This is a genomic window from Saprospiraceae bacterium (assembly GCA_016714025.1).
Lineage (GTDB): Bacteria > Bacteroidota > Bacteroidia > Chitinophagales > Saprospiraceae > Vicinibacter.
The window spans coordinates 99,733-115,950 of the sequence record JADJOB010000001.1; the positions used below are offsets into that span (position 1 = coordinate 99,733).

3 protein-coding genes are annotated in these 16,218 nt (G+C 36.8%); all 3 read right to left on the reverse strand.

All coding sequences use genetic code 11. From position 1 onward, the window contains the following. Positions 1-95: 95 nt before the first annotated feature. Positions 96-4,568 carry an HYR domain-containing protein gene (locus IPJ80_00435; protein MBK7911948.1) on the reverse strand — a complete coding sequence of 1,491 codons (4,473 nt, stop codon included), beginning with the start codon at positions 4,566-4,568 and terminating at the stop codon, positions 96-98. Positions 4,569-4,717: 149 nt separating this feature from the next. After that, complete coding sequence (locus IPJ80_00440; GenBank protein ID MBK7911949.1) at positions 4,718-9,085, reverse strand: hypothetical protein; 4,368 nt, start codon at positions 9,083-9,085, stop codon at positions 4,718-4,720. 429 nt (positions 9,086-9,514) lie between these two features. Further along, on the reverse strand, positions 9,515-15,844 hold the full coding sequence (locus IPJ80_00445; protein ID MBK7911950.1) for an HYR domain-containing protein: 6,330 nt from the start codon (positions 15,842-15,844) through the stop codon (positions 9,515-9,517). Between the last annotated feature and the right edge of the window lie 374 nt (positions 15,845-16,218).

The window sequence follows — 16,218 nt, forward strand, 5'->3', positions numbered from 1 at the left end:
TTATATCTGTTTAATTAATTTTTAGATCTGGAATTTGGCTTTCATCCGGGAACGTTTGATTGTCCCCGGAATCAGCCTAATTACCCAAGAACCGTTTATTTTAAAATAATCATTTTTCGTGTTGAACTAAATCGATCCGCATCCAGCTTATAATAAAGTACTCCGTTTGAATTGAACTCTTCACTTTTTACTTTAAGCGTATTGATTCCTTTTTTTGCTGCTATCTCATAAGATTTCAACATCTTACCTGAAATATCATAGAATCCAATCATCACACGCTCTTCTTCAGGAACTCTGAAGTAAATATTCGTTTCACTATAAAATGGATTCGGAATATTCTGGAAAAGCTCATATGATTCATCGACTTTGTTATTGCCTGAACGATAAACCATTGCTATCTCATAATCCCCATCCAGGGTATACGCTTCTGCGGAGTAATCTTCCTGAATTACTCTCAATGAATTGTAATTGATTTGACCAACTTGCTTTGATTGACAAACTAAATAGAACAAACATTCCATGTTGGAGATCAACTTTGGTTGATTACCATTCCAACTCAGTCTGATTGTACCATCGCCTAATACATTGTAATTTGATGGGTCCATTTCCAAACCTGCACTTTCTATCGCAACCAATTCAAGAGCTCTTGTATCTAATTGTATCGCAAACTGAAGTCCATTTAAACTAAAGTCATTATTAATGCTACGAATTGGAATTTTAATCAATTCATTTTTGTCAAAATTTGCTTCACCAACTTCAAGTACCAGGTTGTGATTTGATCTGCTCACCTGGTTTTGATTTTGTAAACCGGTATTGGCTTCACCGGTAACATCACCGGTTTTAACTGATATAAAATCAGCATTCATTGCATTCTGGTTAAAATCATTCAACTGAATGTGATTTTTATAGGATGCAAAATTATCCGGGGTAATTGCCCAATTTGCATCCACAAAATTCCAGGATTTATTATTTTCGAAATTATTGTCAATACCTAATATTAATTTCCGCAACTCACTTACATCTCTTGCTGTAATGCTTCCTGAACGGTTAACATCTGCAGCAATGTATTTGTAAGGAGAATCAAGAATCTCCAATCCTAAAATGTGTCTTTGAATTTTTACTATATCTTTTGTTGAAATTCCATTTAAAGGATCTTTATCAAATTCAGGAATCAACATATAATCTTTGTGCATATTCAAATTACTGAACACATAGCTTCCTGAACCATTTGTGTTTCCAGAAGTTATTGGACTACCAGCAGATTGAACATTTACTAATACTTCAGGCGAAGGATTTTGATTGTATCCTCTGATTGCACCACCCAGATTTCCAAAAGTGGGTACATCCGGACAAGCATCCTGATTATCCTGAAGAATAATATTGGTTCTGCAAAAATCTTGATTGCCTGCTAAATCTGTAACAAACATCATAACTTCAATCGTGTCTGCCTTTCCATTAGCCAGATCAGCACAAGTAAATACCCGTGAAATATTATTCACATCACTTGAAAACGAATAGCGCAAATCTGGTTTGTCTGTACAGTTGTCTGATGAACCTGCATTAAAATCTTTTGCCCATATGGTAACCGTTCCATTATTTTGCATGATTACCGTTACAATTCCAGGCAAACAATAAGGTGTAGGTTGTTTACAATCAACTACTGTGATTAAATAACTACAAGTCGATTTATTACCACACTGATCTTCTACTGTCCAGGTGATTCTATGAACGCCTTGACGTAAATCATAATAAAATTTATTATTTGTCCCAGCAATTATTCCAACACCATCATTATTAATATCTAATTGATAGGTCCATCTCAATTCATCCTGAGGAGTACATTTATCTGATGCGGTTGCCTCCAGTAATACATTCACAGAACAATCAGATTGAATGCAATACTGTTTGTTTTCACATGAACTTGTAAAATTCGGAGCTTCCGTATTGTTTATTTTAATAACCTGGGTATGATACCATACTCCAGTAGGATTTGGCAATGCAGCCGGATTATAAGTACACCAGTCTATTACTGTCCATGTCCTTAAAATTTTATAACAAACTCCTTCCACATAATTAAAAGCAAGATCTGAATGCGAAGAAATTGGCTGATTGCACGCATCTCTATTTTTATAAGCAGGTTTGCCGGTAATGCTTGGATCCGGACTATCTGTACAACCTGTCAATAAAATATCCGCAGGCCAAATAATATCATTACTTGAAAATGGGCTGTTATCATAAACTGTAATAATTTGAGTACATGAATCTCTCAGTCCTCCATTATCAATAGCTATGAATTCCCTGACTATTGTTCCTACATTACAGCTTGATAAATTATTGGATACTCTGGTTTCTAATCGTACTGTGCAATTATCTGTGGCGGTTGGCACACCAAATGCATTCAAATTACTCAAATCTGTTCCGCAAATTACTGCTACATTTTTTGGGCAAGTGATTTTAGGAGGTAATTTATCCTGAATAAATGCATCAATCATACATTCGCTGCTATTTCCTGATGCATCAATAACTCGCAAAACAACAACTACTGGAACCGTAGCAGATACATCTGCACAACAAAATTCTTGTTCGGTTTTAAAAGTATTTGTTCCACAAGGTCCAGGATCCATTCTTCTAACTTCAAAATGAACTGGTCCACAATTATCATGACTGCGATCATCAAACACTGAAGCTGGAACTATTGCTTTTCCATTTGAACCTAAAGAAATTACAGTTTTTTGCTGACAAACTGCAACCGGTGGTGTATGATCTGTTACTACGATATCAAACTGACACACTGTAGAATTACCACAACCATCTGTAATTACATAATATATCCAATTACAACCCAAAGGCATATTATCTACTCGGTATCTTCCATCTGCAAGCTTTGTAATATTTTTAGTATCTCCCTGACCAGGAATTGGTGTACAATCCAATGGATTGGTTGCAGGTAAATGCTTAACATAATAAGTCCAACCAGAACAATTTTCAATCACCAAAGGAATGGTATTGGAATCTATCGCAGTGGTAGGCGTCCAATCGAGCGGAACAGGTAAAATCAAAGATCCTGTACATGACCATGGATTGGTATTAACTGTATAATTTTTAGGACAGGTTACTATAGGTGGTTGATCGTCAACTACTTTGATTTGCTGTATCCAATCAATTCTAAACGAAGGATTACACCAATCTAAAATTATCCATCTGCGCAATAATTTATAAGTTCCCTTACAAACTTGTAAGGTATCATCTGTAAAATCATATTGAATGTTACCACAAAAAACTCCTGAGGGACTTCCTGTTCCAGATGGAGAGGTGTCCGGGAATCCATTGCTTAATTTCGTCCAGTTTCCATCACATTTCAACATTGGCAAGTTACCTGGCTGACCATCGTAATGTCTAGGCAAAGTAATATCAGCCAATGTGCCTCTTCGTAAATCAATGGTATCAATACAACAAGCTGTAAAGCCTCCTGGATCTCTTGCACACCATTTACGATAGATGGTAGCACTCAGTGAATCATTGGAACAATCATATTTTACCAGACTATCTTGATAGGTCAAGTAAACAATACCACAAGAGTCTATGTGACGAACTATGTAAGGATACACACTTTGATCCACAAAGGATGTATTGACTGGAAATCCCAATGCTTGTGGTGATGTATTTGCTGCACAACTGATGGTATCGCGAACCCGGCAATTTAAAGCTGGTGGGGTTTTATCTTCTAAAATCATATATCCCCAGCAGTTATTATTGCATACTACATTCCGTACATTAACTTTTAATTTCTTATTTAAATACGATTGGTCTAAAGGAAGATTAACCTTTTTGTTACCATCATATATTGTAACTTCAAAAAATCCAAGATCTGCACAATCAGAATACTCCCCTTCCAAAATCATTGCAGCCAGTATTTGTGCTTCACAAACACTGTTTACTGAAATTTGAACCTGATTGTTACAAGCCAATTGACAATTAGTCCAACAATCCGGAATGCTTACAATGTTAGAGTTAATAATGGTTTCAGGTGCACCCGGACCATGACTTACACTAAATTGATTGTTTAAAGGAGATGGGGCACCTGGAATTCGTGGGTTGACTTCATAAGTAACACTATAAGTCACTTCTGAATATCCAACCGGAATATTAAAAAACACTCCTGACCCATCGGTCAAATTATGGTTTGGAGCGATGCCCGTATATCCAGGATTTATGGTACCTGCATTCATCGGATCTGTTGCTGAAACAATTTGAGGTGTTCCAACTACACGAATAAAAGCAATGCCCAAATTTGATGGTAAGGATGGCTCATCAAAAACATCAACACTGGTGGTTATTGGACATGTGTTTCTCAGATGCAAATGATACGTGACATCAATGTTACCAACAACACCACTGGAAGCTGGTGCAACACCAATCAATGTTTTTGTCAAATCTAAACACTGAGCATCGGCTTGCTGCATGGCTGCCCATGTTAACAGCAAGACTGCAATCATTTTCTTCATCTGAAACAAGCTTAAAGCCTGACTCCAGATCGATAATTGCTTTGGGTAAAATAATTTGCTCATCTTGAATAATTTATTTGTTTTAGTATTTATCTTTTTACAATATGAATGACAATTTTTGAGATCCTCAAACGGTTCTTTGAGGGTATAATGAGTTTTGATTATTAAAACTTTGGGGGTAAAAACGGGAGTATAATTAGAAAACGATCTCTTTATTCAACAAGAAGCATCTTCCGTATGGCTCGATGTCCCTCCATTTCCAATTGGTAATAAAGTACACCAGCCCTGTTAAGTTCCCGCTTATCGATTTCCACAGTGTGGAAACCTGATTTATAGAATTGGCTTAGATTCATTAGTATGCGCCCATCCACATCCGTTACTTTCAATCGCACTTCACCATCGCGTGGAAGTTGAAATGAAATATTGGTGGATTGACTAAATGGATTCGGTTGATTTTGAAATAAATAGAATCCATTGGTCGAAACATTATTGTTATCGTAGAATTTTAAAGACAGGTCAAATGCTTCGGTGTTTTCACCATATGCTTCAGCTTTAAAATTATTATTCATTAAGGTCATGCTTCTGCTAAGCTCTCCCTTTCGGCTTGCTTTAAAAATCAATGTAAATAACGTCTGATTAGCATCAATTCCGTTAACCTGCTCCCAGCTCATCCGCATTTTACCATTCGCAAAACCATTGCTGATAAAATTAGATGCATCCAGTTTAACAGCACCTGATTCAATGTCTACGAAACTTAAACTGGAAGGATCGAAATTGAATTCAGATTGCATACCGTAAATAGTATGTGCTGCATTTAATCTCACTGGAACACGGACTAAATCATTTAAGGAGAAACTTATATCAGGAACCGCTAATTCCATGACATTTGAATTTCTGGATTGTGAATTACCAAATTGACTCGTACGAGCATTTCCACTCACATCTCCCATTTTAACTGCGATAAAGTTATTGTCTAATTTATCATTGCTAAACTGGTTAATCGCACTGTTTTCATTATATGGCCATGGATGATTGACATCAGCAAATACTTGGCTCGCATTTACAAATTTCCAAGATTTATGATCTATAAAATCTGTAGTGACTCCTAAAATCAATCGTCTCAGATCAGATACATCTTTCGCTGTAATTGATTGTGAATTATTAACATCAGCTGCAATCAACTTATAAGGTGAATTCAACAACTGCAATCCTAAAATATGTCTTTGTATTAAAACAATATCCTGCGTAGTCACTCCATTCAGTGGATCATCTGTTTTTTCAGCAGATAATATATAATTTTCATTCAATGGAATTTGAATAAATGAATACTGTCCATCAGGTCTGGTCATTTCATACTTAGTCATTGCCGGAGAATTTGAATTTAAGGTAACCATCGCATTTTCAACTTTGCTATTTGCTTCATTGAAAATATTTCCTGCAAGATTACCTGTAGAACCACCTCCGGTCAAATTATCTAAACACGCATTGCCTAAGCCATCCTGTATGATCACTTTTGTATCACAATAATCATAATTTCCATACTCATCGGTTACATATATGCTAACATCAAAAGATTCTGACACACCATTTCTTATTTGAGAACATGTATATGTTCTTGATCTATCTGATGGATCTACAGAGAATGAATAATTCAATCTTTGAGGCGGTGTACAATTATCAAAACTTTTAGCATTGAAATCGGATGCCCAGATTGTAATTTGTCCATTTGAAGGCATAATCACGGTTATTATACCAGTTACGCAAACCGGTGAAGGTTTCTTCCGATCCAGAATCGTAAATAAATAGTCACATAAGGTCGAATTTCCGCACTGGTCGGTTACCGTCCATTTGATACGGTGTGTTCCTACTGGATAGGTACCACTTGCATTATTTCCAATTCCAGTGTAATCGATTGACCCATTATCACTTAGATCAATTTCATAGTTGTAAACCAATTGAGCAGGTTGACAATCATCAATTGCAGATGCAACTAAGGTTGCAAAACCATTACAATCTGATGAAGTGCTTTCAAATGAAATATCTGCACAGCTGCTCGTGAATGTTGGCGCAATTGAATTCTTTACTTTTATAACCTGAGTAAAGGACCATCTTCCATAACCTGTTTTACTGTCATAAATACACCAATCAACCACAGTCCATTTACGCAATACTTTAAAACAAACATTTTCAACAATACTAAATACCTGATCGTCATAGGTAGCCAATATATTTGAACAAGTCAAATTGGTTGGCCAGCTCGGTTTGCCGGTAACATTTGGATCAATGGCTGCATGACATCCATTCACTTCAATCGGAGATGCAGGCCAGCTAATCGCTCCATTAAATGGTGTTGAATCAACCACTGTGATATACTGATCACAAGTATAAGGAGCATTAAAATCATCGTAAAAAGTATATCTTCGTAAAATATTACCGACGCCACAATGATTTAAAGCATAACTTACAGATGAATCAATATGAAGATTGCAATCTTCAATTACGAGTCCATCGTAACCCCATAAATGAGGTTGAACAAATTTATCATACGTTGGATCAAATAGTTTAATAACTCTTCTTTCCGCTGCAGTTCTTCTATAGGTTCCAAAAACAGCTAAATTTGAATAATCAAACTCACAACTGATTGTTATATTAGGTAAGCAATCTACAACCGGTGGTTTTTTATCTTGAACAATTACACGTACCATGCATTCATTTGTATTTCCTGCAAGATCCGTTACCTCCAAAACTACCAGGGTTGGGTTATTTGGTATGTCATTGCAACAAAACTCAACATAAGGACCGAATTGATCATCAGCTTTAATAGGACTTGGACAATTACCTGGAGTCATACGTCGAACACGGAATCCTCCCATGGCACAATTATCATGCGAACCATCATCAAATGTTTCTGCATACACTTTTGCTGAGCCATCATCTGTCAAAGCAACAACTGTTTCCAAATCACATACTGCAATTGGTTTGGTTTTTTCAATTACAGTTACTTCTGTGGCACAGGTATCGCTATTTCCACAATTATCAGTACCAATAAACAATACCCATGACAAACCTACAGGGATGTTTTTTACTTTATATAGGGTCTCACTTAATTTTATAATACCATCTGCAGATGCATTTATTGCTGAAGGAGGGATTGTAGTATCTAATACACCTCTTTTAATTAATACCTGCCAGGTGATGTGTGAACATTCTTTAAATGCTTGTGGCACTTCAATGGTGGTCTCTCCTTCACAACTGTTGGGTAATGTTACAATGGTTTGATTTAAAGAACAAGTCAGAATTAAACGATCATCAATAACTTTAATTACTTGAATACACGTCGTGGTTCTTCCTGTACACCAATCTGCGATGATCCATTCTCTTAGAATTTTATAAGTTCCTTCGCAAACTTTTAATTTAATGTCATGGTATGTAAAATCGAGATTGCGACAATGTACAAATGTTGGATAGCCGGTTTCATCCGGATGTGGATTTCCATTTCCATCCTTTAAATATGGATCACTGCAACTTAAAGCTGCATGTTGGATATTATCATAATTGGGTGGACATATTACTGCTGTTATGTCACCAATACGAATTAGAATTGTATCTGAACAATTCGTAATATTACCATAAGAATCGATAGCAGTCCAATCTCTAAAAACTGTATCAATGTATGGAACAGGCGGTGGACAATTTGCATGAACCAATCGATCCACATAACTCAAGGTTACCGGACCGCAATTATCATATGCTGAATTGGCTGTGTAATATGTTCGGGGACCAATGGGCGTAGGATTAACTCCGCCTGGTGGAACAGGAAAACCTAAATTTTCTGGTGCATAAGCTGCGTCACAATTAATTGTGTACGTTGAGCAAGCCAATTTTGGCTTTATTTTATCTTCAACTAAAATATAACCCCAACAATAATTGCCAGAACAAATATGCGTAACATATACAATGTAATATTTTCCAATATTAGCACCATTGACATACGGACTAGAATTTAGTGGGATTCTAGTGATTGCATCAACAATTGTTAAAGAATAATCCAATGAATCAAAGGGACCTTCTAAAAACATACTAGGATAGATCAATGCACTGCAAAATTCATCAAGCGATACATTCACTGTATCGTTACAATTCATTTGTGGTGCAATCCTATTTGAAAGATGTATGTTAAAGGTATCCGTACAAGCATTGCCCGGAGGATTAATTACTTGAAAATACATGTTGTAGTTTCCTGGTGTGTTTCCCCAAACTACTCTGAATCCTGGTATAGCAGGATCAAATATAGCTGAGGTAAAACCTCCAATCGGTGAAACAGACAATTGATACGTGAATGCTGCATTATACGTACCAACTCTAAATCTAAATGTATCCACTTCACTATTACATACTACTGATGTAACACCCGTTAATGGAGAAGGATTCCCGCATGCTTGTTGTGCTGTGGAACTATTTATTGCAAAACTTACAAAAAGTAAAAACTGCAATAAATACTTTCCCAAGGCAAACTTAATGTCTCGTGTAAGTATTGGTTTATTCATATCCGTATATTTATAAAATTCGTTTTTGCTCATTAATATTCATTCAGGCACAAATGGCCTGAAACCGTTTATGTGTAAATCTGGGTGGGGGGTAGGTAAAAAACGGGACTCCTTCAAAAAGGATTATCACCGATTCTCTTCTGAATAATTGCAACTAACATTCCAAAAAATGAGTGCCGAATTTTACTATTGTAGAATAAATCTAATTTAAATAGATTACTATTTGTACTAATATATTAGTTACTTGAAAACTTGATTTTATACTTTATACAAAGTATAGATGGGGAAAAAAAAATTATATAAAAATATTTTAGGGCATTTTAGGGATTCATAAATCTACCCTTCCCATTGACTCCTTAAAAACATAAGCTGCTCATTATCAATAATTAGCATAAAAAAAAGGGCGCAAGGATTCCCTTGCGCCCTCAGGCTTAATATAATTTTAAAAGGTTTACCCTTTAATTAATCCATAACCAACATGCGTTTTGTTGCTGTAAAGTTTAAAGCATCCAATTGGTAATATAAAACACCACTGGCACTTAGCTCAGTGCGGTTTATTTTAACTGAATTTAAACCTTTCAACCCATTCAATTCATAAACTCTGATCACTTTGCCTGTAACATCATATATACTCAATTTTGCAGGGCCCGCTTCTGGCAGTCTATAATTAATCACTGACTCTTTAACAAATGGATTAGGTGTATTTTGATATAACTCAAAGACGCCACTTTCTACAAGTCCTTTTTCAGTACGGATATTCAACAAGACATCTTTTATCTGCAAGTTGCTACCATAAGCTTCCGCAGCAGTAACATCATTGGTGATCGCTAATAAATTACCAATATGAGCAGAACCTGTTGCATGGAACACGACTGTAAACAATGTGGTTTTTGAATCTATACTCACCGGGGTTTTATTATTCCAGCTGGTGGTTAGAATACCAGATTCTACACGGTTAATTCCAAAATTGGATTCATCTACCGCCAATGCACCTGACTCAACTCCTGCATAAGACAAGAGATTTGCATCGAATTTCAAAGTAAACTGATATCCAGAGATGCCAGTAAAATCACTTGCTTTAAATTGAAGTTTATAGACTTCACCGGCAACAACAGGAATATTGTCAAGTTCAAAATGAAGTTGGCTATTGTTACGGCTGGTTGAACCAGTGAAATTGTGTCCACGGGCATTATTATTAACATCACCCATTTTAACAGCTATAAAATTCTCAATCTTTTCAGTTGCAGTTGGCATTGGAACAATTACTTCACGAGGTGCATTCCATGGATTGGTAGCATCCATAAAATGATCTTTAGGAATAAAGGTCCAGGAATCAACTTTGCTAAATTGATTTGAAACACCTAAAATCAACTTTCTGATTTCAGAAATATCTGCCGCAGTAATTGATGAACTGTTATTGACATCAGCAGCAATCAATTTATATGGACTGTTCAAATCCTCAATGCCTAAAATATGGCGTTGAATTTTTACAATGTCTGCTGTTGAAACACCATTCAACGGATCATCTGTTCTTCTTGGTTTTACAACATATTCCTGAGCAACTCCATAATTTAAATCACCAAATAAGTAAAGTCCATTACTGGATGTAGTCATTTGTTTTTTCATTACAGTTGACTCAATCAGTTGAACATCTGCATCCTGAGTTCCTTCATCATTCAATGTTTTTAATTCTCCGGTAATTTTTCCGAATGAACCCACATCAGGACAAACATTGTGTGGATCCTGGATAACAATGGTTGTTTTGCAACAATCTTTATTTCCTTCTTCATCTTCTACACATATAGTAACCGGAATAATTAATTCATCATTTATTTTACTGGATACAAAATCTTCACAGCAAATCGTAACGCTGTCTGAACCAAAGTCATCAAAATAAATTCTTAAATCTTCAGGATCAGTACAGTTATCATAACTACCAGCATCCAGATCTCTTGCCCATAAAGTGACACAGCCGCTACTTGGCATTACTGTAGTAATGACTCCTACATGACAATAAGGTGTTGGAGCTTTGCAGTCTTTAATTTCAAACAACTGACAATTAGCTGCTAAGTTTCCGCAACCATCCTCTACATACCAACATATCTTATGGATACCAATTGGATAGCTACCACTTGCATCAAATGGATTTAATTCATCATCAGCTAATGGATTGTGATGTTTTAATGGCGTACGGCCGGCAGCGTATTCTTTTTTAGTTAAAGGTCCAACAGCATAATCAAAGCCAGAGTGTACCCCTATTCCATCGTTAAAAATATCAATTTTATAATCGTAGGATAACCAATCAAGCGGACTGCAATTATCTGTAGCATCTACTGTAATCGTAATGTGACCATAACAAACATTATTTGCTGCATTTTTTACTGCAGGTTCACAATCTCCAATTTCAACTGAAATAACCGGTTTGTCTGTATCATGTACTTTAATGATTTGCAGATAAGACCAACGACCTTTCACAGGATCAATGCTTGGATCGTATTGGCACCAGTCAATTACTGTCCAATGACGTAATACTTTAAAACAAGCATCCGGTTCAATTGTAAATATTTCATCTGTATATTCAATACTGATCAATGCGCATAAATCATCTGCATTGTTTTCAATAACAGGTCTTCCTAATAATGGATTATCCGGATTAATATCAGCTCCGCATCCATCAATAGTAGTTGCTTGACCTGTGCAATTGCCCGGCCAGGTAATGTCATCATCCGGATCGCAATTATCGGCACGGTTGATATAAAATGGATCACAATCGACCACCCAAATAATTTGAGTTCCTGTAACACTGATTCCATTAGGGCCTCTTGCAACAATGGTTCTGGTAAGTTGACCTTGACCACATTCGCGATTGTCATTTACAGATATGGAATAATTGGTACCACAAGCACCTAAAACAGTTCCGTCAAATCCCCAAACCAATTCATACTTTCTATCATAATGAGCTGTATCAAATAGAAAACGATAATATTCACATGCACGATTCCATGCAGGTGGGTTTGATGGTGGTGCCCCGGGCACATAACCTGGATATCCTGTAATATCATTTCGAACACAATAATTATAGCAAACCAAATCATTGGTTACCACTTTGTGTCTTTGACTTAAATCATTTACAACTCTACCAAAAGTAGCATCATTTGGATCTGTTAATTTATCAACATCAAACCAGAACCAGCAACTTACTACGATATTTGGTGGAGGAACCACAGTTGGAACGCTTTTATCTTGTACTTCCACTTCTATCATGCAATCGCTGAAGCGATTGAACAATGGCCCACCTGGGTTCATTCTGTTAGGAGCAATAGGTCCTGTACCAGGATCGCGATCAAACACCCTTAGAACAACCATGATTGATTTACCAACATCGGTACAACAGAATTTAACATGATCATCAAAATAAATTTGATTTCCATCTAATACTGCATTATCGTCTCCATTTACAGATGCGCAATTCGTTCCATTATCTGCTTGGTTTGCATTGCTACCATTATTCGTTCCACGCAATTGCTCCATGCGTATTACTTTAAAGAAGATATGTGGTGCGCAATTATCAAAACTTCCCTGATTTAAATCTTTCGCAAATACTTTTCCAAAATTTTCACCCGGACTTTGATTTCCATTGATACTTACCACAGTCTTTTGATCACATACTGCAACAGGTGGCACATTATCTACAACATTGACTGCAACTCTGCGTTTGGTAATATTTCCACAACAATCTTCAGCAACGATATAACCATTCCATACGCCTGGTTCAATTCCAATTATCACATAACCCGCATTTTCATCACCCAATACAGTTCCATTTTCTATTTCAACCGTGTAATGAATTTCATTGCTGCAATTATCCAACAACCATGGCTTTGGAACTTCCCATCTACCGGTGCATGTCCAAACTTCCATATTTACATTGACAGTGTCAGGATACAAGACTTGTGGTCCATATCTATCAATCACTTTAATAACTTGATTGTGCCCTCCAACGATTGAAGTACACCAATCAAGAACGGTCCATTTCCTCAATACTTTATAACATCCAATAGGACCAGCATCGCATCCTGGTTTTGCAACATCAATAATGATGTCCTGGAAGTTGATTCCTAAATTAGAACAACCACTACCAGTTGGATATCCTGTTCCAGCCCACATAACAACTTCATCAGGTCCCCAACAAACAGGATTATTAGGCCTCCAGCTTGGATGTGCAGGATAATAAATTGGCCAAGGACTTGGATGTCCTACATACAATCCAGTATCTATACAATTCCAGCCAAGAACTCTTGGTAAACGTTCTCCAGCCAAATCCCCATTTGGACTTGGTAAAAATCCACCTGTAGCAAACCAATGTGCTGAATCCAGAATGTACCCATCTACACAATAAGGATATGCTAAATAATGAGGTGTATAATCTTTTGTAGTATTTATTTTCTCATCACATGCTAACGCAGGTTCATCGATATCATCATAATTTTCCGGAACACCCACGTCATTTAATGTTGCCAATCCTACTGTAATGGTTTGTGAACAAACAGCTTTATTTCCTGAACCATCTATTGCGGTCCAGGTACGCACAATCCGCTCTTCATAACCAACAGCACATCCACCTTGGGTAACAACATCTTTGTATGTTAAAGAATAGCTTCCACAATTTTCAGTAACACGTGTAGTTCCTAAAAATGCCGGAGTGAGTTCTGTGGTTCCACAAGTAACGCAGGTATCTCTTGCACAAACTAAAATTGGTGCAATTTTATCTTCGATTGTTAAATGACCCCAACAAGAATTACCTGTTGCAGGATCTCTAACGGTAACTTTTATTTCTCTTCCAATATCTTGAATACCTACTTGAACTCCCGGAACGTTGGGTTGACGGTCAATCAAAATATTGGTAATCCAATCTCTTAATTCAACTATATATAAATCATAGCATTTATAAGGTCCGCCAGACAGTACTTCATCTGCGCTTATAGTAGCGAAACAATTTTCATCCAAACTGATTTGAATTTCGTCATGGCAAGTTAATTGAGTTACTGTATTAGGGTATGCATTAACACACACATCAAATTGACAAGTTGATTTATTTCCAGCTGCATCGGTTGCTTCATAACACAAGGTTTTGCATCCTACTGGAAAATAAGATCCCGGACCATAAGGCTGGCCACAAGTTTGAACAACTGGCACCATTCCTAAAGTTGCCGGATCAATTCTTGAGTACAATACATCACCGGGAAATCCAAATGGACTGCAGGCGATCCCAAAATTTGCACCAGCAAGATTTACAGAGATAACTCCTATACCTCCTGCAGGTGAATTGTGAACTGGATTAATAGCAATGATACTATCACCATAATTTCCACCTGAGCAGGTACCAAAACCTGGTAGGTTCATGCTGTAACCTGAATTGATCGTACCTAAAATTCCAAATCCTCTTAATTCACCTGGGTTTAATATCATCCCTTTATCATCATTTGCAACTTGGGCTACATTGCCTGAATTATTACAAATAGGAGCATTCCGACTTCCTGCAACCGGTTTAGATAAATAAATTGTGTCTTTAAACAACCCAGCGGTACCTGCGGTCCAGGCTGAAGTACGCACAGAATCAGCAACACCGGTCGTTTTAATTAATGACCAGGCTGATTTAGGCATATTATTTAAACAAGTTTGACCAGTTGGCCATCCGCCGGTTGGCGCAGCTCTCCAGGAAGTATTAGCAGTATTTCGGGTATAAACTTCGTATGTACCGGCAGTACTGGCAGATCCACCTGTAAATGCAGCTGAAAATCCACGTATATAAATTGGGCAATTGCTTTTATTTCTAATGTCAAAAAAGTAACCCCCACTATCTCCGCAAGCATTAATCCCGCAGAAATTTTGGAAAAACTGATTACAACCTCCTGACAAGGCATTTTGTCCAAAAACAAGAGGAAACGGACAATCATCCATGGCCATAAACATAGGAGCATTCCATGCAGCTTCACATTCACCAGGACCTAAATTGATAGTGATTCCTTTGGTTGGACAATTCAATATTACAGGTGGAATGCGGTCATTGACGTTAATTTCTTGTACCGTGGAAATTTCTTCACAGGTATATTTATTAATACTGGACCATTTTATTTTGGTAATTCCATTTGGCAATTCAACTTCTCCACCACATTTATGATTGATGTCATTGATTGCCCGGATATTTGATTGAGGAATTCTCAATTCGATGTCTAGCCAACTTTCCTGACAAAATGGGAAAGACTGTCCATTGGTTATCAATGAATTAGGTAATATTTTCCAACGCAATCCCCCTTGGATTTGCGAATTGAATTCGCAAAAGGACATGGTGCAGCTGCTTTCAACAACCTGACAATCCAAACCTCCTACCCTGCAAATGATGGTTCCATTTTCATCCACCAATACTAAATCTTCAAATGGTCTGGCACTTAAATCGCCAATTGCAGTCATAACTATGGTTACATCAGCGCAACCTGCTGCAGGAACGGTTTCAAAAATGGTCAACGTTGAATCTAAATGAACCCCTCCAGGTGGGAATTCCCTGAAATTTAATTCAAAATGTTTCTTTACTATTGCTGGTTTTGCATTTGGATCCGGAATGCATCCACATTCAGGCAACACAAAATCAGGACATTCCAATGCCACTTTCCCGGCACAACTGGAGGTGAGTCCTTGCGGCGGAAATGCTGCAAACTGGCAATCTTGGGCTAAGCTTGTTTGGGCAACAAGAATTCCCAGGAATAAGTTGAAATACAAAATTGAACGTTTCATGAATTTGGTTATACTATTAAATAAATTCGTCTTTAATACTCATTTTAAAACACAGTTAAACCCTATTCAGCCTAAAACCTAAAGACTTTGATTTTAGACAAATAGAATTAAACATCAAAGAACTCAAGCAAAATGAAACGCTTTCAAATGCCTAAGACCTTGATTAATAATAATTTACAAATATGACTTTGGAAGAGTTGCTTCGTCTCTATCAAAAATCAATTAGTAGGACCTGACTTAACAGAATCCTTTCACCTAGCAAAAATAACACAGCATTTTGAAATACCAAATTATTCACAGCTTTTTTATTAGTATGATATATCGGAAACTACATATATAACTTTTTTAAATACAGTTCGAAATTTCCAAATACT